The organism is Bradyrhizobium sp. sGM-13 (genome assembly GCF_018398875.1).
In the GTDB taxonomy this organism is placed as follows: domain Bacteria; phylum Pseudomonadota; class Alphaproteobacteria; order Rhizobiales; family Xanthobacteraceae; genus Bradyrhizobium.
Genome location: NZ_JAGWDK010000001.1, coordinates 99,891 through 120,001, shown reverse-complemented (window position 1 = coordinate 120,001; position 20,111 = coordinate 99,891). Strand labels below are relative to the sequence as shown.

Below are 20,111 nucleotides of genomic sequence, written 5' to 3'. Positions count from 1 at the left end.
GCGCCGTCTCCGGCTAAACGCCCCAGCGGAGGCCCAACAGGTACCACGCGACAAAAAGAAGTGTCCAAAGTGCGGACATGTAGAGCACATAGGGCAGCATCAGCGCGATGACGGTGCCGACGCCTGCCCTGCGGTCGTACTTCTGGGCAAAGCCGACAACGAGCGCGAAGTAAGGATTGAGCGGAGTGATCGAGTTCATCGGCCCGTCTCCGACCCGGTATGCTGCCAGAACTGCCGCCGGATCGACGGCCAACTGCACGAACAGCGGGACGAACACTGGCGCAAAGATCGCCCATGTGGCGATAGCCGGCGTGAAGACCAGATCGAGTATTGCAACCACCGCAATAAGTCCCAGCAACAGCCATAGCGGGCCGATGCTCGCGTCCTTCAGGGTATCCGCCATCTTGACCGCAAGCAGCGTCGGAATGTTGCTGTAGGTGAAGTAATCGACGAACTGGCTGATGACCAGGAACAGCAGGATCGTGCCGCCCATGCCCGAGACCGCCTTGGTCATCGCATCGATGACGTCGGTAGCGTGCCTGATTGTTCCTGCGCCGATGCCATAGGCGATGCCGGTCACCAGGAACAAGATCATGACGAGGCCGATCAGCCCGTTCATGAAAGGTGAATTGCCGACCAGCGCTCCGGTCGCTGGATCGCGGAGAGGGGCCCATGGCGGCAGCGTCAGCAGGCAGAAGACCAGCGTGACAGCCAGCAGTCCCGCGGCGGCATACCTCAAGCCGCGCGTCTCTCGTGCGGAGAGTTGTCCGCCCTCGTGCGGGGGCAGCGTTGCGCTGGCCTGATCCTCGCGATACGCGCCAAGGCGCGGTTCAATGATCCGCTCCGTGATCAAGGCAATCACGATCGTCAATACGACGACAGACACAATCGAGAACCATAAATTGGCTGTCACTTCGATCGAGAGTGATGGGTTGACGATGTGAATGGCGTCGTTGGTCAGTTCGGTGAGGACGGCATCGAGCGGCTTGATCAGCATGTTTACGCTGAAGGCACTGGCCACGCCCGCGAAGCCTAGCGCCAGACCCGCCAGCGGATGCCGGCCGACGCTCATCAGCGCCGTGCCGGCGAGCGGGATCAGCACGAGGTAACCCGCATCGGAGGCTACACTCGAGAGGATCCCGACGAGGGCAAGAATGTACGAAAGCGTCCAGCGCGGTGAGGCGGCGACGAGCTTGCGGATGCAGGCGTTGACCAGGCCCGATTCCTCGGCGACACCGACGCCGATCATGGCGACGATCAGCAGTCCGACCGCGCTGAAGCCCATGAAGTTAGGCACCAGCCGCGTATAGATGTGCCTGATACCTTCCGTCGTCAGCAGGCTGTTGGCGCGGGCTGTCACGGTCTCCGTGCCGTGGGTCGTCGGATTGATGATTTGATAGGAAATCGACGCGTCGAGCAAATAGAGCAGGTGCGAAGCGATCACGGCAATGGCGATCAGAATCAGGAAGATCAGAACCGGGTGGGGAACGCTGTTGCCGATCCGCTCGATCGCGTCGAGGATAGCCGGCGTGCTTGCCCTGGCCGTCTCAGTGCCTGCTTCGCTTGCGCGGCGCATGAAAGCCGTCCTTGCTGAGCGCATCCTTCGAGGAGGCCGGCCGCGCTATCGTTACCGCCACCGGCAGGTCCTACGGACCTCGTCCGCCAGAGCTAGGCGGCGTCCGTCTGTGGGGGCTGCTCGGCACTCGCCTTTGCGAGCGCTTCGCGAAGCTTCTGCTCCTTGCTGTCATCCAGCGACGTCTTGAGCACGGTACCGCCAGCGTCCTGGATCTCGCGCAGCACCTTGTCAGCGGTCATGTTCTTGACGAGAACAAACAGCGCAGCGTTGCCGGGTTGCAGGCTTGTCGAGAGATCCTTCATGAATGCGTCATCGATGCCGTAATCGGACAGCGCGCCGCCGAGCGCACCGGACGCCGCACCGAGGGTGACGCCCAGTATGGGATTGAGAAAGAGCACGCCTATCAGCAGTCCCCAGAAGCTGCCCGATACGGCTCCGACCGCTGTCGTGTTGACGAACTGATTGAGCTTGACGGGGCCGGCTTCCGTCTTCACCGCAATCACGGCATCGCTGATCGTGATCAGGTATTCCTTCTGCAACTTGAACAGGCGCTGCCGTACTTCTTCTGCCTTTGCTTCCGATGGATAGATGATTGCGCTCAGATCTGACATCTTCGTATCCTCCAACTCGATGTGATGGACGGTCCGAGTCATACGCGGCGCGCGAGGGGTCGACGCCTTTCTGCGGCAGTGAAGCAAACAACACAGCTCGTCGGGAAAATCGGCCGATCAGGACGATCCCGCAGAGCCGCGGTTTGCCAACGGCAGGCAGCTTCGCCTTGGCGGCGCACGGCATAGTTTTGACTGTATCACAACCTGCGAGCGAGCGCATCATGGCTCGCTGATCGCTCCCACCAAACCCGTGACAGCGCGCTCGGTCAAATTGGTTTCTAATTCGCCGAGGTTTGTCGATAGATGATCAGCATCATGCGACTCATCACAAAACTTTGTAGCGGGCGCCTAAACTACGTTAAGGTTGTACGATTGACTCAATGCACTTTCGAGCGTTTGCTCAGTTGCAATGAGAGGCGGTCAACGCAGACCGCCTATCGGCGTGTAATTTGCGTTGCCGACCGCTCGACCCTTGCGAGCAGCCGGGTGGAGGAGTCCCATGGACTCACGCTTGATCTCGGAACGATCAGAACGGCCGTACATCTCGACGGGACATCTGCCCGAGCCAGATATGGTGCAGAGGTTGGTGTCCGATGCCCATCGGCGCTTCAAGTCGAATGGCGAGGGACAAAATTCACAGGTCTATCCGGCCCTTGCCAGGGTTCCCCGCGAACTGTTCGGGATTTGCGTCGCCGGCACCAGCGGGCGCCTCTATGAGGCCGGCGACACCCAATATGAATTCTCGATCATGAGCGTATCGAAGCCGTTCGTGTTCGCGCTGGTCTGCGAGACGATCGGCCCGGAAGAGGCGCGCAGAAGACTTGGGGCGAACGCCACCGGGTTGCCCTTCAACTCCCTCGCGGCCATCGAGCAGGGCGGTGGCCGCACCAACCCGATGGTCAACGCGGGCGCGATCGCGACCACCAGCCTCGTGCCGGGCCTGACGGCCGAAGGCCAATGGCAATTCATTCATGACGGGTTGTCGCGGTTTGCGGGGCGCAAGCTTGCGCTCAATGAAGAGGTGTACGCCTCGGCGTCGCAAACCAACTATCGCAACCGCAGTATCGCCCGGCTGCTGCAGAGCTACGACCGCATCTATTGCGACGCCAAGCAGGCGACCGATCTCTATACCAAGCAATGTTCGCTGAATGTGAGTGCGCGGGATCTGGCGGTCATGGGCGCGACGCTGGCGGACGGCGGCGTCAATCCGGTTACCCGGCAGCGCGTGGTGGATGCTGCAGTCTGTCACTATGCGCTGACCGTGATGATTACTGCCGGCCTATACGAGACGTCGGGCGACTGGCTCTACGACATCGGCCTGCCCGGGAAGAGCGGAATCGGCGGCGGCATCGTCGCGGTCTCGCCGGGGAAGGGCGGCTTCGGCACCTTCGCGCCGCCGCTCGACGCGGCCGGCAACAGCGTGAAGGGACAGCTCGCGGCAAAATTCCTCTCGCAGCGGCTGGGAATGGATCTGTTCGTATCGCAACCGGAAAACTGAAGCAGATGCAAAGAGTGGATTGATCGAGTGGATAGCTCGATCGATCCCGAACCGAGCCGCTCGGGAGGACACCATGGCGACGCACTCGATGTCGATCGGAGCAATCCGGGAAGGTGCGCGGGAGTCATGGGTACCGATGATCGCCATCGCGCTCGGCCAGATGATCATGTCCTACAACGTCGCCTCGCTACCAGTGGCGCTCGGCGGGATGGTGAAGAGTTTTGGCGTCCCGCCGACGACGGTTGCGACGGGTATCGTGGCCTATTCCATGCTGGTGGCTGGCTTCGTGATGCTCGGCGCAAAACTCGCGCAACGATTCGGCGCGTTGCAGGTGTTCCGCTTCGCCGTCATCCTGTTCTGCGCGTCGCAGATATTGATGACCTTCAGTCCCACGGCGACGTTGATGATCACAGCGCAAGCGCTTTGCGGCGCGGCCGGCGCCGTGATCGTGCCGTCACTGGTGGCGCTGATTGCCGAGAATTACACGGGACGGCAGCAGGCGACGGCGGTGGGTGCGCTCGGCTCCGCGCGCGCGGCGGCCGGCGTGCTGGCGTTCATCATCGGCGGCGTGCTCGGCACTTATATCGGTTGGCGGCCCGCATTCGGCATCCTGATCGCGGTTTCCGCGATTGTGTTCCTGTTGAGTTTCCGGCTCAAGCGCGACTATGGCCGCCCGGATGTGCAGATTGATATCTTCGGTGTGGTTTTGGCCGCATCGGCGATCGTTCTCATCAGTTTCGGCTTCAACAATCTGAACGGATGGGGGCTAGCGCTGGCCACCGCCAATGCGCCGTTCGATCTGCTCGGCCTTTCGCCGGCGCCGATCATGATCGTTCTCGGCGTCGTGCTCGGGCAGGCATTCCTGATGTGGACGCACCGGCGTCAGGCCGTCGGGAAGACTCCGCTATTGGCGCTCGAGGTGATCGATTCGCCGGAGGAGCGCTGCGCGGTCTATGCGCTGTTTGCCGTGGTCGCGCTGGAGGCGGCGCTTAATTTCTCAGTGCCGTTGTACATTCAGATCGTGCAGGGGCGCTCGCCGCTTGCGACCGCGATTGCGATGATGCCGTTCAATCTGACGGTGTTCTTCACGGCGATGCTGATCGTCAATGTCTACGACCGGCTGACGCCGCGGCAGATCGGTCGCTATGGCTTCCTGCTGTGTACGGTCGGTCTGGTGTGGTTAGCCGTTGTCGTGCGCAACGACTGGAGCGAGATTCCTGTGCTGATCGGCCTGGTTCTGTTCGGGATCGGGCAGGGCTCGCTGGTAACGCTGTTGTTCAACGTGCTGGTCACCGCCTCGCCCAAGGAACTCGCAGGCGATGTCGGGTCGCTGCGCGGCACCACGCAAAATCTGGCCGCTGCGGTTGGAACGGCGGTGGCGGGTGCACTCCTGGTCGGTCTGTTGAGTGCGATCGCGCTCGGCAGTATCGCGGCCAACCCCGTGCTGCCGAAGGAAATCCAGAGCCAGGTCGATCTCGACAACATCACCTTCGTCAGCAATGACCGGCTGCGCAGTGTGATGGAAGGAACGACCGCGACACCGCAGCAGGTCGAGGAAGCGGTGCGCGTGAACACCGAAGCGCGGCTCCGTGCGCTGAAGACCGGACTGCTGATCATGGCCGGTCTTGCGCTGCTGGCGATCATCCCGGCGGGCCGGCTTCCGAACTACCTGCCGGGCGAGATACCAAGTGATGCGCCCGGCAACCGATTGAGGTCCGGCTGATCAGCACGAGCATGCGAGGAAAGGGCGTCCCAAGAAGGAGAACAACAATGGATGCAATCGACCGTCGCACTGCGCTGCGGACTCTGGCGTGCGGTGCCGTGACCATGGGCCTGGCCACAAGCCTGCCACCAGGCATGGCCGAGGCGGCGCCGCTCGCGGTGCAGAAGGATCCTGGAAAGGACGCCGGAGATTTCAAGCTCGAGGCTCAAGGCCCAGGCACGCGGCCGCCTGGATCACCGGCTGGACGGCCACCGGGACGACCGCCTGGACGGCCGCCCACGCGGCCGTCGCGTCCCCCTCACTGGCATCGTCGTCGGCGTCGCCGTTGGGTCTGCTGGTGGCACCGCGGCCGTCGCCGGTGCGGCTGGCGATGGCGGTGATGGCCACGCTGCTCGAGGCTGCGATGAGACGTGAAGTGAGGAGACTGCCATGACTACAATTGACAACAGCTCGCCGATGGGCGTCACCAACCTGCCTGCGCCGCCGTTCTGGATCTGTGTTCTGCTTGGACTCGCCTTGATCCTGGCCGGCTTCCTGGTTCTCGGCGACGTCATGCTCGTCACCGTGATCAGCACTATCTTCATCGGCTGGGTTTCGATCATCGCCGGCGCCTTCGAGATCGTCCATGCATTCTGGACCAAGGGATGGGGAGGTTTCGTATGGCAGGTGCTCCTCGGCATCCTGTACATCGCCTTTGGCGTCGTGCTGGTGGGCCAGCCGGTCGCCAGCGCCTTGATTCTCACCTACGTCCTGGGCCTGGTGTTGGTGATTTCCGGTTTCGTCCGCATCCTGATCAGCATCAGCCATTGGCGAGAGGCGGGCTGGATCATGCTGCTATCCGGCGCGTTTGGCGTATTGGCTGGCCTCATCATTCTGACTGGATTTCCGATGACCGGCTTGTGGGTCCTCGGATTGCTGCTCGGCGTCGATCTGATTTCCCATGGCATCGGATGGTTGGCTTACGCGTGGCAGCCTACCACCCGAAGCGCGTAGCTCCTCCCTGCCTACTTGAGCGAGATGGCTGTTCTTCGAATCGTTATCTCGCTCTTTTTTTCTGTTTGAGCATGATCTCCGGGCAAACACCTCCAAATCTCTCGTCACGGTCGCGATGTTTCTGGTTCTTGCCGAACTCCAGCGTTATTCAGCCGAGGTCTTCCATGTCTTGGCATCGGGTCGTCAAAATCCTTGCAGTCGCTGCCTCGACAGCATTGAGCCTCGCGGCGGGTTTACCCCCTGTACAAGCTCAGCAAGGCGCGGCAGTGCTGTTTCAGAACGTTCGTATCTTCGATGGAAGGAGCGACACGCTTTCAGCATCGTCCAATGTGCTGATCAGGGACAAAAAGATCGAGAAAATCTCGCCCGTAGCGATCACGGCAGACGTCGCGCGAGCGGTCGTCATTGACGGCCGAGGACGCGTGCTGATGCCGGGACTGATCGACATGCATTGGCATGCGATGATGGCACGGTTGACACCCGCCGCCGCCCTCGGTGATGTCGCTTACAATAATATCGTGGCGGCCGACGAGGCTGCCGACACCCTGATGCGCGGCTTCACCACCGTTCGCGATCTCGGCGGACCCGCATTCGGACTGAAGCGCGCCATCGATGACGGACTGGTGGCTGGTCCGCGCATCTATCCTTCCGGTGCTGTGATCACCGTCACCAGCGGCCATGGCGACTTCCGCCAGCTAACGGACCTGCCGCGAACAATCGGAGGGCTGCTCAGCCGCATGGAGCAAATCGGCGGCAGCATGGTTGCGGATAGTCCGGATGAGGTTCGCGTGCGTGTGCGCGAGCAGCTCATGCAAGGCGCGTCGCAGATCAAGCTCACGGCGGGTGGTGGTGTCGCGTCGCCATTCAGCCCGCTCGATGTATCCACCTTCACCGAGGCCGAGTTGCGCGCGGCCGTCGAAGCGGCCGACAACTGGGGCACCTACGTCGTCGCGCACGCCTATACGCCGGTTGCGATCCAGCGAGCGATCGCGGCTGGCGTCAAATGCATCGAGCACGGCCACCTGATGGACGACGCAACTGCGAAGCTCATGGCCGAGAAGGGGATTTGGCTCAGCCCGCAGCCATTCTTCGATGACGAGGACGCTACCCCGCTGCCGCCCGGCTCGGAGGAACGGGCGAAACAATTGCAGGTCATTAGTGGTACCGACACCGTCTATGCGCTGGCGAAGCAATACCGCCTCAAGACTGCCTTCGGCACCGACATATTGTTTTCCCAGAAGCTGGCGAGGCGCCAGGGCGCTCAGTTGGCAAAATTGACTCGCTGGTACAGCGCCGCTGAGGTCTTGAAGATGGCGACCACGGCTAACGCCGAGCTGCTTGCCCTCTCTGGACTTCGCAATCCCTATCCCGGCAAGCTGGGCGTAGTGGAAGAGGGTGCATTTGCCGATCTGCTGCTGGTGGACGGAAATCCAATCGACAACATCAAACTGATAGAAGATCCGGCCAAGAATTTTCTCGTCATCATGAAAGACGGCAAAATCCACAAGAATCTCGTTGCGGGCGACAAGATTAGGTAGCCGAGAGTGCTTACGAAAAGAACGCGATCTTCTCGGCTTGGCTCATGCGCCGGATCGGCGCCAGCGGGTCGTTGGCCGGCGTGACCGGCTTTCGCAGTATGCCGCTCGCGATGAGGGTCGAGCCGAGCGACACTTCTACTGCCGCGACGGGTGCCGGTGCGGTAGCAGGCGGCGGAGGCGGCTGAACCATCTGTTGGACCGGCGGCGGCGACGATGTGGCGACCGGTTCGGGCGCTTCGGCGACGATCTTGGCAGGCTCCGCCAAACGGACCTGCTCGGCTATCGCTTCGGCAACCTCCTCGTCGCTGATCGGATCCGGTGCGCCCATCTCCATCGCGATCATGTCGAGGACCGCCTCGTCTTGCGCATCAGCGTCCTGGGCATCAGCGGCCTGAGCGTCGGCGTTCTGGACGGAGTTGTCTTGGGCAGCAGCGTCTTGGGCGGCCGCGTGCTGGACGGTCGCGTCCTGCACGGAGGTATCTTTGGCCGAAGCCTCTGGAGCGGTGGCGCTTTCGGCAGCCAGCGGCGTTTCCGCTTCCGTCAGCGCGGCTTCCGCCGCTGCAAGCGCGGCCTCTGCGGATGCGGCCATCGAAGGGAATGGCGTCTCGGCAGCTTCCAGTGCTTCCTGCGCGAAGGCTTTCTCCGCTGCCGGGGAAGGCGCCGCCGCCTCGGGCTCGGCAGCCGGCGCCGGCGACTGGTCCTCGTCCCCGAATTCCACAAGCCGGCCCTGGAGGGCGGCGAAGGCCGCACGCAGCGCTGCTCGCGCCTCCTCGGAGGAGAACTGTTCGGTGCCCTTTTCGATGACGGTGACCTGCGAATCGATCAGGTCGCAAATTCGCCCGTCATTGCCGATTTCCCGCAACCGCCAGGCGATTTCGCGCAGCACCCGTGCGCCCTTGCGGACCGGGGCCAGCCGCTGCTCCAGCGCGAGGCTGTCGAGCGCCTCGACCGCGGATTCCTCGGCCGCCTCGACCGCGCCGCGGATAGCTGCAAGCGCCTCGGTCAGGCGCTCTTGCGCCGCGGCAGCCGCAGCGACGGCTTCGGCCGCCTGCTGCGCCGAAAGGCCTTCCTCCCGCTGGAGGTTTGCTTCCCGCTGAAGGGTCTCTTCCCGCTGGGCGGTGAGGCTCTGCTCGATCCGCGCCACCGCGTCCAGCACCATGCGGGTGTCGGCGTTGCGGTTGCGCTTGGCGTATTCGGTCAGGAACCAGCGGCCCCGCGAAGTCTCCATGAAGGCTTCGGCAATCGCAGCATAGTCCTCCTCGCTCGGCAGCGCGGCGCGTGCTGAGATCGGCGAAAGGGCGAATGCTTCGTCGGCCATGTCAAACTCTTCGCGCAAATCGGCGCGCATTGCGATAACGAAACAACACGATATTGACCGAATCGCAATTGAATTGATGCCAAGCGAATCACAAATCCCCATCGCTTCTCAAGGTGCATCAAAGCGATTCGCGACCCGGGTGGCGCTGTTTTACGGCACGCTGTTCGGCATGACCGGCGCCCATCTGCCGTTTTTCACGATATGGTTGAAGGCAGTCGGGATCGATGCGTTTTGGATAGGGCTGATCACGGCCGTGCCGCCGGTGAGCCGATTTACCGCCCTTCCGGTGGTGACGGGCCTTGCGGAACGGCGGCAGGCCTTGCGCGGCGGCATCATCTTGACCGCCTTCGCCACCGCTTTGGGCTTTTTCGTGCTGGGCACCCAGCATTTGCCGGTGCTGGTGTTCCTGATCTACGCGCTGACCTGCTGCCTGTGGACGCCTATGGTGCCGCTCACTGATGCCTATGCGTTGCGGGGAGTGAAGCGCTACGGCCTCAACTATGGGCCGTTGCGGCTGTGGGGCTCCGCCGCCTTCGTCTTGGGCGCGCTGGTCTGCGGAATGCTGCTCGACCTCATCGCCGCCCGAAATCTGATCTGGATCATCGCCGGCTCGGCGGCGCTTGGGGCGCTCGCCAGCCTCGCGTTGGAGCCGCTAGACGACGTCAAGAGCGCCCGCCCGGTCACCGGCGGCGCGAGCGCATTGCTGCGCGACGGCGGCTTTCTCGCGATCATCGTGGCGTCGGCGCTGATCCAGGGCAGCCATGCCGCCTATTACATTTTCGCGTCGATTGCCTGGCAACAAGCGGGGTTCGACGGGCTCACGATTGCGGCTCTGTGGGTGCTCGGCGTGATCGCCGAGATCGTGCTGTTCGCGCTGTCGCCACGGTTCACCCTGCAGCCGTCGATGCTGGTGGTGATCGCGGCGCTGAGCGCGGCCGCGCGCTGGGTGTTGACGGCGCAGGACCTGCCGCTTGCTGTCCTTGCGATCGTCCAGCTCGCGCATGCACTGAGTTTCGGGCTGACGCAGGTCGGCATCATGGGATTGATGCTGCATCACGTGCCCGGCCACGTGATGGCGCGCGCACAGGGCTATCTGACCGCCTGCGGCGGCATCGTCGCCGGCCTCGCCTCTATCGGGTCAGGCACGATCTACGAGACCTGGGGACAAGGCATCTACTACGTGATGGCGGCGATGGCCGCCCTCGGCGGGCTGGTGGTCTGGCTGGCGCGGGACCGGCTCGCGCATCAGCCCCACAAGGCGGCTTCCGGGGGATAGACCAGGCTGCCGTCGTAGCGCAGGCCGCCGTCGCGGTCGCGCGCCAGCAACAGGGGGCCATCGAGATCGACGAATCTCGCCTGCTGCGCGAGCAGCATGGCCGGCGCCATCGCCAGCGAGGTCGCAACCATGCAGCCGATCATGATCTCGAAGCCGAGCGCCTGGGCGGCATCCGCCATCGCCAGCGCCTCCGTCAGCCCACCGGTCTTGTCGAGCTTGATGTTGACGGCATCGTAGCGCGTGCGCAGGCCTTCCAGCGAGGCGCGATCATGCACGCTTTCGTCGGCGCAGACCGCGACCGGGCGCTTGATGCGGGCCAGCGCCTCGTCGCGCCCGGCCGGCAGTGGCTGCTCGACCAGCGTGACCCCGGCGTTGGCGCAGGCGGCGAGGTGGTATTCGAGATTGTCCGCCGTCCAGGCTTCGTTGGCATCGACGATCAATTCGGATTCGGGAGCCGCTTTGCGTACCGCCGCAATCCGCGCTTCATCGCCATCGCCGCCGAGCTTGATCTTTAAGAGCGGCCGATGCGAGGCCTTGGCGGTTGCCGAGGCCATCGCCTCCGGCGTGCCCAGCGAAATCGTGAAGGCGGTGGTGCAGGGGCGCGGCGCCGGCCGTCCGAGCAGAGTCCATATCCGTTGGCCCGAGCTCTTGGCTTCGAAGTCCAATAGCGCGCAGTCCAGCGCGTTACGGGCGGCGCCGGCCGGCATCGCCGCTTGCAGCGCCGCTCGGTCCAGTCCCTTGGCAAGAGGTTCCTGCATCGCATTAAGGACTTCAAGCGTCGCTTCCGCCGTCTCGCCGTAACGCGGGTAGGGCACGCATTCGCCGAGCCCGGTACGGTCCCCCTGGCTCACGGCGGCGACGACGGTAACCGCTTCGGTTTTGGCGCCGCGGCTGATGGTGAACGCGCCTGCGATGGGCCAGCGTTCGATGCTGACGGCAAGCTTTCGAGATGGGCTGGAAGTCATTTTAAAATCTGGCAATTTTGTGAACCGCAAGCTTGCCCGCCGCTACCAACTATGGCTGGTTAGGGACAGATTCGACAAGGCAATACGGCGTGCGGAACCCAAGGGATTCGCATCGGTATCGGCCGAGGGGTGGGCATTGGTGAGCGGCGACCCGACGTTGGAGCGGATAGCGAGGGGCGACGGGCTGGCGCTGTGTGCAGCCGGTTCCTGGACGGCGCGCTTTGCGCCGGTGCTGGAACGAATGGTCGCCGACGCCGAGAAACTCGGCGGCACCCGGCCCAACATCTCCATCGACGTCTCGCAGGTGTCGAAGCTCGACACGTTCGGCGCTTGGCTAATCGAGCGGCTGCGCCGCAGCCTGACCCATGGCGGCATCGAGGCTCAGATCGGCGGGCTCTCGGCCAATTATTCCAGCCTGGTCGACGAGGTGCGGCGGGTGAAGGCCGAGCCAATCGTCGAAACCGATCGGCTGACGATCACCGGCATGCTCGAGCAGATCGGCCGCGCCGTGGCCGGCATCGGCGGCACCTTGATCGGGCTGATCGATATGCTGGGCGCGGTGCTCGCCGCAGCCGCCCATGTCCTGATTCGTCCCCGCCACTTCCGCCTGACCTCGACCATCCATCACCTGGAGCAGGTGTGCTGGCGCGCGGTGCCGATCGTGGTGCTGATCACGTTCCTGATTGGCTGTATCATTTCGCAACAGGGCATTTTCCATTTCCGTAAGTTTGGTGCCGACATCTTCGTGGTGGACATGCTGGGCGTGCTGGTGCTGCGCGAGATCGGCGTGCTCCTGGTGGCGATCATGGTAGCGGGACGTTCGGGCTCGGCCTACACCGCCGAGCTCGGCTCGATGAAGATGCGGGAAGAGATCGACGCGCTGCGCACCATGGGGTTCGATCCGATTGAGGTTTTGATCCTGCCGCGGATGCTGGCGCTAGTGCTGGCATTGCCGATATTGGCGTTCCTCGGCGCGATGGCGGCGCTTTACGGCGGCGGGCTGGTGGCGTGGCTCTATGGCGGGGTCGAGCCCGAAGCTTTCCTGCTGCGGCTGCGCGATGCCATCTCGATCGATCATTTCATCGTTGGTCTCATCAAGGCGCCGGTGATGGCGGCTGTCATCGGCATCGTCGCCTGCGTCGAGGGACTGGCCGTGCAGGGCAGTGCCGAGTCGCTCGGGCAGCACACGACGTCCTCGGTGGTGAAGGGAATCTTCTTCGTGATCGTGATGGATGGCGTGTTCGCCATCTTCTTCGCGTCGATCGGAATGTGACCATGGTGGGTGAGCTTTCCGACGCGATCATCCGGGTCCGCGACATCACCGTGCAGTTCGGCAAGACGCGGGTGCTCGACGGACTCAACCTCGACGTCAAGCGCGGCGAGATTTTGGGATTTGTCGGGCCGTCGGGCGCCGGAAAATCGGTGCTGACGCGCACCATCATCGGTCTGGTGCCCAAGCTCAGTGGACGCATAGAGGTGTTCGGCGTCGATCTCGATGCGGCGAGCGCCTCCGAACGCCGCGGCGTCGAGCGCCGCTGGGGCATCCTGTTTCAGCAAGGCGCGCTGTTTTCCTCGCTCACCGTACGGCAGAACATCCAGTTTCCGGTGCGCGAATATCTCAACGTCTCGCAGCGGCTGCTCGACGAGATCATGGTGGCCAAGCTCGGCATGGTGGGCCTGCGGCCCGACGTCGCCGACCGCTATCCGTCCGAACTGTCGGGCGGCATGATCAAGCGCGTGGCGCTGGCGCGCGCACTCGCGCTCGACCCCGAGCTGGTGTTTTTGGACGAGCCGACCTCGGGGCTCGATCCGATCGGCGCGGGGGATTTCGACGAGCTGGTGCGCACCCTGCAGCGTACTTTGGGCCTGACGGTTTTCATGGTAACCCATGATCTCGATAGCCTTTACACGGCCTGCGATCGCATCGCGGTTTTAGGGAACGGTAAGATCATTGCCGCAGGATCGATTGCTGACATGCAGGCCTCACAGCATCCCTGGCTGAGGCAATATTTCCACGGCAAGCGCGCCCGCGCTGTGATGGGATAGGGCCCCCCAAAAGTGTGATCGGTTTTTCGGGTCAGATCGTGCTCAAACATGAGATAAATGAAGGGTCTATCGGCAACGCTGGATAGATCTGATTTCGGAGTACCTTGAATTATGGAAACGCGGGCGAATTACGTCCTGATCGGGGCCTTCACGCTGGCGGTGATCGCCGCCGCATTCGGCTTCGTGCTGTGGTTTCAGAGCCTGCACACCACCAAGCAGCGCAGCCCGATCCGAATTGTATTCGAAGGCCCGGCGTCCGGGTTGCGCAACGGCGGCAGCGTCAACTTTAACGGTATTAGGATAGGGGAGGTTGTCTCGGTCAAACTCGACAATCCGCGGCGCGTGGTCGCACTGGCAATGGTCGAGAACAACGCGCCGATTCGGAAAGACACGCTCGTCGGTCTCGAATTCCAGGGGCTGACCGGCGTCGCGGCGATCTCGCTGAAGGGCGGCGAGGAGAGCGCTCCCGCCGTGCCGCTGGACGAGGATGGCGTGCCGATGCTGACCGCCGACCCGAGCGCGCTGCAGGATGTCACGGAGTCCATCCGCGCCACGTTGCAGAACGTCAACCGGCTTGTCGCCGATAATCAGGAATCGGTGAAGAACTCGCTGCGAAACCTCGAGACCTTTACGGCAGCGCTCGCGCGCAACTCCGAGAAGATCGACAACGTCATGCTCAGGGTCGATGGCGTGATGGGCAAGGCCGACAGTCTCATGCTCGGGTTGAATACGATCGCCGGCGGCGCCGCCGGCGGCGAGTTGAATCTCATGGTCAAGTCGATCCGCGAACTGGCCGAGGATTTCGACAAGCGGTCGGGCGCGCTGATGGCCGATGGCCGGCGCACGCTCTCCGACATCAGCCGCGCCGTGAACAATTTCGACCGCAACCCGACCCGGGTGATCTTCGGCGGCGGCAGCAGCAGCAACAGCCAGGCGGCAGCACCGCCGCCACCGCCGCCAGCCGCCGCGGCGGCCCCAAGGGCGCCGAACGGGCAGAAGCGGCAGTAGCAGGGGGCGAGGGCCGGCCGAAGGCCGGATCCGGTGGCTCCTCGCAATGACGGCGAGCGCCGCATCTTCGATTGTGGTTGAAAAGCTAAACGGAGGCCACGAGGCCTCCGTTTTCATTCGCTATTTGCCACGCGCTATTCGCAGCCGTTACCCCAGCCGTCCCGCTGCGTGAGCGAGCAGGGTGTAGACCAGCCCGGTCTCCGAGGTGAGGTGGCCGCGCAGCGCCTGCGGCCCGCGATCCTCGCGTGCAACTTCGTCCAAGAGCCGTTCGAACTCGGCGATGTAGCGATCGACCGTCTGCTTGAAACTGCGATCGGCGCGATATTTGCGAGCGACCTCATCGAACGCCTTCTGGCCGGCCGGTGTGTAGAGGCGTTTGCTGAACGCCTTGCTCTCGCCGCGCTGGTAGCGATCCCACATTTCGGCGGCGAGATTGCGATCCATCAGCCGGCCGATGTCGAGCGACAGCGACTCCAGCGGATTGACCGGAGTCTGCGGCGGGCGGCCACGGGGAGCCTCACGTCCCGTACCTGCGTCGGTGCGGTGGAGCAGGTCGGACAGCCATCCGTCGCCGCGTCCGGCATCCTGGCTCACCGGACTGACCGGCGGAGCTTCGGCGCGGCGCTGGGCGGGCATGCCGAGATCCGGCGGCGGCAGCGTCGATGCGCTGCCGGCTTCGCGCATCCGCACTTCGTTGCGGCCGCCGGCGGCCGCTGCCATCACGGGCTCTTCCTGGCGTTGCACGCTGGCGCGGCCGGCAGTCACGACGTCGAGACCGCGGCCATGATGCGCGACAATACGATTGAGCTCGGCAAGCGCCTCGATCTGGTCGACGATCACCTTGCGCATCTGCGCGGTGTTGTCGGCCGCCTCCTGCGGCATCTCGAGCACGCCGCGGCGCAGCTCGTTGCGCGTCGCCTCGAGCTCCTGATGCATTTCGGCGGCCATCTGCTTCATGGACTGTACCATCGCAGCGAACTTCTCGGTTGACTGCTTGAACATCGCGTCGGTTTCATGCGTGCTCTGTTGGTACAGATCGTTCATTGCGTCGAGGGTCTGCTGCCGCTCGTTTTCGGCCGCAGCGCGCACGGCTTCGAACTGGCGGCTAATCGCGGCCGATCCTGCGCCGGCGGTTTCCGCCACGACGCGCGCGATATCGCGGGCGCGTTCTTCCGCCGCGGCAAGCGATTCGTCGAGCAGGCCGGTGAAGCGCGACAGCCGCTGGTCGAGATCGGTTGTGCGCAGGTCGATGGTGGTCACCAGCGATTCGAGCTGCGACTTGCGGTCGGCGACCGACATCGAGGTGGAGCGGTTCGCCTCTTCGACCACGCCGGCTGCTTCGACCAGCTCCTTGCCGTGTTTTTCGAACTCGCTCGACAGCGCGCCGAGATCCTCCAGCGCCTTCGTCGTCTTGGAGTTGAACACGGTCAACTGGTCTTCCAGGGTCTGGGTCGCGACGCCGTTGCGCGCGGTGACATCGTTCATCGCGGATACGAAGTCGGCCACGCGGGTCACCAGCGCGCGTTCCAGCGAGTTGAGATTGTCGTGGGCGCCGGTCAGCACTTCCTGCAGCAGGATGTTGCCTTCACGCAGCCGCTCGAACAGCGCCACCGTGTCGGTGCGCAGGATCTTGCTGGTCTCCTGCATTTCGGTGACGGCGGCGATCGATACCTGGCGCGACTGGTCGATGGCCGAGCGCGACGCCTGTTCGAGGTCCTTCAGCGACTTGGCTACCGCGCCGGTGGCGAGGTCGCCTGCGGTGGTAATCGTGCGCGCGACTTCCGAACCGTGGGTCGACATCGATTGCGAGAACGCCTGGCCGCGTGTTTCGATCGATTTCAGGGCGTCGCCGGTGACACGGTCGATGTCTGTCGTCAGTTGCGTGGTCCTGGCGCTGAGCGCCTCGACCAACGAACCGCGGCGGCTGTCGACGATCTGCGCCAGACGGTCGGTCTGCTGCTGGACGTAGGTGACGATTTCGTCGGTCTTGCCGGTCATCGTCGAGCCGAAATTGCTGCTTGCGGCGAGCACCGAACGTTCGATATCGGCCGAGGTCGACTTGACCTTGGAACTGACCTCGTTCGTTGCGGCGACCAGCACGCTCTGCGCGTTCTGCGCGGTGGTCTGGATGGTATCGGTCGTGCTGGCGGTGACGGCGCCGAGCGAACGCTCCATGTCGGCGGCGATCGCCTTGATCTGGTTAGCGGCCTCCGCAGAGGTCGCAGTGAACGAGTTCTGGGCCTCGCGCGCGGTGCCGAGGATGGAGGCCGCAGTGTCGGTCCCGACGGAAGTCAGCGTGCGTTCGACGTCGATCGCCAGCGACTTGACGTGGTTGGCGGCTTCCGTCGACGCCGTGATCAACGCGTTCTGGGCTTCGCGTGCGCCCGACGTGATCGATTCGGCGGTGGCATTGCCAGCCATCGAGAGCGAACGCTCCATGTCGGCGGCGAGCGCCTTGACCTGGGTCGATGCCTCGGCGGACGCGCTGATCAGGGTATTCTGGGCCTCGCGGGCGCCTGCCGTGATCGCCTCGGCGGTCGCCGTTCCGGCGATCGACAGCGAACGCTGTACGTCGGCCGCAAGCGACTTGACCTGATTGGCGGCCTCGGTGGAGGCGGCAACGAGCGTGCTCTGCGCCTCGCGGGCTCCTGCGGTGACGGCCTCGGCGGTTGCCGTGCCGGCGGCCGAGAGCGAGCGTTCGACGTCGGCTGCAAGCGACTTGACCTGATTGGCGGCCTCGGTAGAGGCGGCAACCAGCGTGCTCTGTGCTTCACGGGCACCTGCGGTGACGGCTTCGGCGGTTGCCGTCCCGGCGACCGACAGCGAGCGCTCGACATCGATGGCGAGCGACTTGACGTGGCTTGCGGCGTCGGCGGACGCGGTCACCAGCGTGGTCTGCGCCTCGCGCGCGCCGGCGAGAACCGATGCGGCCGTGGCGTCGCCTGCGGCCGAGAGGGTGCGCTCGACGTCGGCGGCGAGAGATTTGATTTGGGCGGCAGCCTCGGAGGACGCGGACACCAGCGTGGTCTGGGCATCTTTGGCGCTGGTCAGGATCGAAGTGGCCGCGCCGGTGCCCACCGCGGTGAGGGCGGCCTCGACCTCGGCCGAGGTCAGTTTGAGTTGCGCGCCGACATCGGAGGAAACCGTCAGCAGCGCCTGCTGCGCGCTGCGCGCGCCGGTCTGGATGGTTTCGGAGGTATTGACCACGAGGTTGGTCAGAGAACGTTCGGCGTCCTCGACATGCGACTTGATGCCGGAGGACAGCATTTCGGCGCGCGACATCAGATCTTCGCTGGCCTGGCGGCCGCTGCTTTCGATCCGGCCGGCCACAGCCTCGATGCGCGAACCGAGCAGATCCTCAAATTGCGCCACGCGGGTGTCGATGTCGCTGGCGATGGCGCCGACCCTGGTCTCGACGCCGTTGGCAATGTCGCCGACGCGGGTTTCAATGCCCTGATGAATTTCCTGGAACCGCGCCTGGATAGTGTCGGTCAAATGGGCGCTGCGACCGTCGATGGTCTCGGTGACGTTGGCAATGCGATGATCGACCGCGGCAATCGCCTGTGCAGTGCCCTCGGTCAGCGATGAGGTGAGCAGGGCGAGCCGCTGGTCGATCGACTGGATCGCCTGCGCCGCGCCATCGGTCAACGAGGTTGCCAGCGTACCGAGGCGGCCATCGATGGTTTCGGTGACGGATTTGGCGCGGGTGTCGAAAGTGGTTTCCAGCGATTTCAGGCGACCGTCGATGGTCTCGTCGAACGACTTGATCTTGCTGTCGAGCGAAGCGTCGAGACTGTTGACCCGGGTGCCGAGCTGGGTTTCGAACTGCAGCAGCCGCTGATCGAGCGAAGCGGTGATCTCGCCGCTGTTCGAGACCAGGCGGGTGTCGAAAGTGTCGACGTAATTCTTCAGGTTGTCTGATATCTCCTGGGTCCGCTGGCCCATCCGCTCAACGATCTCGCCGCCAAAGGTTTTGACGGTGCGGTCGAATTCGGAGATGTGCCGCGTGATCAGCGCGCCCAGGGTGCCGCTGTCGCGGGCGAACTTTTCCGAAAGCTCCGAGCCCTGGTTCTTCACCAGCTCGTCGAAAGCGTTCATCTGCAGGGCGAGGCTGTCGTGCGCGTTCTCGGTCTGGCTGATCACCTTGGCGACCAGCGTGTTCACGGTCACGTCCAGCGCGTCACTGGCCTTGTCGCCGGAGGTGAGAATGCGGCTCGCGAGGCGGTTGCCGGCGTCGTCGATCTTGCTGACGAGATCACCTGAGCGCAACTCGAGTTCGAGCAAGAGCGAGTCGGACGAATTCTTCAGGGAGTCGTGGACCTGCTCGGTGCGGTCCGAGATGCCGTCGACGATGGTCGAGGAGCGCTGCTCGAATTCGCTAGTTATGCGATCGAGGCGCTCGTTCAGCATCTCATGGACGCGATCGGCCAGATCGACGAACTCGTCATGGACGTGCCCGGTCTTGAAGTTGAGGCTGGTGGTCAGCCGCTCCGAAGCGTCGAGCACGGCACGCGTGGTCTCGGCACTGGCTTCTTCCAGACGATCAAGCAGGTCGCCGCCGCGCTCGCCGAGCGCGAGGATCATGTTGTCGCCGGCATGGCTCAAGGCGCTCGTGATGTGTTGGCCGCGCTCTTCCAGTGCGCCGGTGATGCTTTTTGCGACCTCGTCGACGCGCGAGGCGATCGCGTCCGAGATCAGTGCGATGTCGTGGCGCAAGTCGATCTGAACGCCGGAAATGGCGCTGCGAACCTGCTCGGCCTGGCCGACCAGATTGTCGCGCTGATGGGCGATGTCCTGCAGCAGCGCGCGAATGCGAACTTCGTTGTCGCTATAGGCGCGCTCCAGCGCTGCGACTTCATTGGCGACCAGCGTTTCCAGCTCGCCGGCGCGCGCGATCGCACGCTCGACGCCGTCGCCCATCGCGGCGACTTCACGGCGGATTGCCTGACCGACAGTCACCATCGAATCGGCGGCGGCTCCCTCGGGCTCGGAGAAGCGGATCGCGACCTGCGCCATCGACTGCGCGATCATCCGCATTTCCTGGCCGCGCCAGGCAAGGCTGGCGAGGAAGTAGAACAAGAGCACCGGCGCAAAGAACAACGCCGCGAGCCCGGCGAGCACCAGCACGCCGCCGCTCTGTCCGATCGCCGCCTGCAGCGAGGGCAGGAAGCTGGCGGTCAGAAGGACGCAACCGAGCACCCAGACGCCGCCAAACACAGTGGCAAGCGTGTAGACGCTGCGGGCAGGATGGTTCTTTTGGATCGCCTGCAGAATCTGGCCGATGGTTTCGCGATCGTCGTTGGCGGCGCGGCGGGGGCCGCGCGGCTCTTCGATCGAATTAAGCGCCGGCCGCTCGGCGCCTGCGCGCGTGTCGAACTGCGTTTCTGAATAGGGCGGCGCGGCGGTGGGCATCATCGGCTGCGTGAGTTCGCCGCCGATCGAATTTCGGCTGGGGTCGACGGTCGTATCGCTGATGTTGAGCGCTTCCTGAATGGCGGAGAGCGCGACTTCTGTGGGATCTTTGACCTTCTTGGGATTGTTCGCCATGTGCAGTCCGAG

The 20,111-nt window shown here is 63.9% G+C and carries 14 protein-coding genes; 8 read left to right on the top strand and 6 right to left on the bottom strand.

From position 1 onward, the window contains the following. Positions 1-13 precede the first annotated feature (13 nt). Together KJQ96_RS00595 and KJQ96_RS00590 are read right to left on the bottom strand one after the other, a co-directional pair. Positions 14-1,576 (bottom strand): AbgT family transporter, encoded by a 1,563-nt coding sequence (locus KJQ96_RS00595; RefSeq protein WP_213284778.1) that lies wholly within the window; start codon positions 1,574-1,576, stop codon positions 14-16. 92 nt (positions 1,577-1,668) lie between these two features. Beyond that, positions 1,669-2,187: a DUF1269 domain-containing protein gene (locus KJQ96_RS00590; RefSeq protein WP_213284777.1), complete on the bottom strand. Its 519-nt coding sequence runs from the start codon at positions 2,185-2,187 to the stop codon at positions 1,669-1,671. Between the two features lie 499 nt (positions 2,188-2,686). Here KJQ96_RS00590 and glsA point away from each other — a divergent pair, with 499 nt between their 5' ends. Both glsA and KJQ96_RS00580 read left to right on the top strand, forming a co-directional pair. Then, positions 2,687-3,685: a glutaminase A gene (gene glsA, locus KJQ96_RS00585; RefSeq protein WP_213284776.1), complete on the top strand. Its 999-nt coding sequence runs from the start codon at positions 2,687-2,689 to the stop codon at positions 3,683-3,685. 73 nt (positions 3,686-3,758) lie between these two features. Then, entirely contained in the window at positions 3,759-5,408 is a 1,650-nt protein-coding gene (locus KJQ96_RS00580) for an MFS transporter (protein ID WP_249733566.1), read from the top strand. A gap of 192 nt (positions 5,409-5,600) precedes the next feature. Here the strand turns inward: KJQ96_RS00580 and KJQ96_RS00575 are convergent, their stop codons facing one another. Next, a complete protein-coding gene (locus tag KJQ96_RS00575) occupies positions 5,601-5,795 on the bottom strand; it encodes a hypothetical protein (protein ID WP_213284775.1) in 195 nt (64 codons plus the stop codon). Positions 5,796-5,837: 42 nt separating this feature from the next. Here KJQ96_RS00575 and KJQ96_RS00570 point away from each other — a divergent pair, with 42 nt between their 5' ends. Together KJQ96_RS00570 and KJQ96_RS00565 are read left to right on the top strand one after the other, a co-directional pair. Further along, complete coding sequence (locus KJQ96_RS00570; RefSeq protein ID WP_213284774.1) at positions 5,838-6,401, top strand: HdeD family acid-resistance protein; 564 nt, start codon at positions 5,838-5,840, stop codon at positions 6,399-6,401. 164 nt (positions 6,402-6,565) lie between these two features. Further along, positions 6,566-7,939 (top strand): amidohydrolase family protein, encoded by a 1,374-nt coding sequence (locus KJQ96_RS00565; protein ID WP_213285101.1) that lies wholly within the window; start codon positions 6,566-6,568, stop codon positions 7,937-7,939. Between the two features lie 10 nt (positions 7,940-7,949). Here the strand turns inward: KJQ96_RS00565 and KJQ96_RS00560 are convergent, their stop codons facing one another. Beyond that, positions 7,950-9,257: a hypothetical protein gene (locus tag KJQ96_RS00560; RefSeq protein ID WP_213284773.1), complete on the bottom strand. Its 1,308-nt coding sequence runs from the start codon at positions 9,255-9,257 to the stop codon at positions 7,950-7,952. Between the two features lie 76 nt (positions 9,258-9,333). Here KJQ96_RS00560 and KJQ96_RS00555 point away from each other — a divergent pair, with 76 nt between their 5' ends. Continuing rightward, positions 9,334-10,533, top strand: coding sequence for an MFS transporter (locus KJQ96_RS00555; protein ID WP_213284772.1), 1,200 nt, complete (start codon positions 9,334-9,336; stop codon positions 10,531-10,533). Here the strand turns inward: KJQ96_RS00555 and dgcA are convergent. Continuing rightward, positions 10,503-11,498 (bottom strand): N-acetyl-D-Glu racemase DgcA, encoded by a 996-nt coding sequence (gene dgcA / locus KJQ96_RS00550; protein ID WP_213284771.1) that lies wholly within the window; start codon positions 11,496-11,498, stop codon positions 10,503-10,505. The genes KJQ96_RS00555 and dgcA overlap by 31 nt on opposite strands. 139 nt (positions 11,499-11,637) lie before the next feature. On the opposite strand from dgcA, the gene KJQ96_RS00545 reads away from it, so the two are divergent. The 3 genes from KJQ96_RS00545 to KJQ96_RS00535 all read left to right on the top strand — a co-directional run bounded on the left by KJQ96_RS00545 (position 11,638) and on the right by KJQ96_RS00535 (position 14,552). Beyond that, positions 11,638-12,771 (top strand): ABC transporter permease, encoded by a 1,134-nt coding sequence (locus KJQ96_RS00545; RefSeq protein WP_213284770.1) that lies wholly within the window; start codon positions 11,638-11,640, stop codon positions 12,769-12,771. Between the two features lie 2 nt (positions 12,772-12,773). Further along, positions 12,774-13,544 (top strand): ABC transporter ATP-binding protein, encoded by a 771-nt coding sequence (locus tag KJQ96_RS00540; protein ID WP_213284769.1) that lies wholly within the window; start codon positions 12,774-12,776, stop codon positions 13,542-13,544. 111 nt (positions 13,545-13,655) lie between these two features. Then, positions 13,656-14,552: an MlaD family protein gene (locus KJQ96_RS00535; protein ID WP_213284768.1), complete on the top strand. Its 897-nt coding sequence runs from the start codon at positions 13,656-13,658 to the stop codon at positions 14,550-14,552. Between the two features lie 147 nt (positions 14,553-14,699). Here KJQ96_RS00535 and KJQ96_RS00530 read toward each other — a convergent pair whose 3' ends face one another. Further along, complete coding sequence (locus KJQ96_RS00530; RefSeq protein WP_213284767.1) at positions 14,700-20,099, bottom strand: hypothetical protein; 5,400 nt, start codon at positions 20,097-20,099, stop codon at positions 14,700-14,702. Positions 20,100-20,111 lie beyond the last annotated feature (12 nt).

What these genes read in the sequence shown, in the direction of transcription:
- KJQ96_RS00595 (WP_213284778.1), bottom strand. Translation starts at nt 1,576, where the DNA reads ATGCGCCGCGCAAGCGAAGCAGGCACTGAGACGGCCAGGGCAAGCACG.
- KJQ96_RS00530 (WP_213284767.1), bottom strand. Translation starts at nt 20,099, where the DNA reads ATGGCGAACAATCCCAAGAAGGTCAAAGATCCCACAGAAGTCGCGCTC.
- KJQ96_RS00570 (WP_213284774.1), top strand. Translation starts at nt 5,838, where the DNA reads ATGACTACAATTGACAACAGCTCGCCGATGGGCGTCACCAACCTGCCT.
- KJQ96_RS00580 (WP_249733566.1), top strand. Translation starts at nt 3,759, where the DNA reads ATGGCGACGCACTCGATGTCGATCGGAGCAATCCGGGAAGGTGCGCGG.
- KJQ96_RS00590 (WP_213284777.1), bottom strand. Translation starts at nt 2,187, where the DNA reads ATGTCAGATCTGAGCGCAATCATCTATCCATCGGAAGCAAAGGCAGAA.
- KJQ96_RS00540 (WP_213284769.1), top strand. Translation starts at nt 12,774, where the DNA reads ATGGTGGGTGAGCTTTCCGACGCGATCATCCGGGTCCGCGACATCACC.
- KJQ96_RS00535 (WP_213284768.1), top strand. Translation starts at nt 13,656, where the DNA reads ATGGAAACGCGGGCGAATTACGTCCTGATCGGGGCCTTCACGCTGGCG.
- KJQ96_RS00555 (WP_213284772.1), top strand. Translation starts at nt 9,334, where the DNA reads ATGCCAAGCGAATCACAAATCCCCATCGCTTCTCAAGGTGCATCAAAG.
- glsA (WP_213284776.1), top strand. Translation starts at nt 2,687, where the DNA reads ATGGACTCACGCTTGATCTCGGAACGATCAGAACGGCCGTACATCTCG.
- dgcA (WP_213284771.1), bottom strand. Translation starts at nt 11,498, where the DNA reads ATGACTTCCAGCCCATCTCGAAAGCTTGCCGTCAGCATCGAACGCTGG.
- KJQ96_RS00560 (WP_213284773.1), bottom strand. Translation starts at nt 9,257, where the DNA reads ATGGCCGACGAAGCATTCGCCCTTTCGCCGATCTCAGCACGCGCCGCG.
- KJQ96_RS00565 (WP_213285101.1), top strand. Translation starts at nt 6,566, where the DNA reads ATGTCTTGGCATCGGGTCGTCAAAATCCTTGCAGTCGCTGCCTCGACA.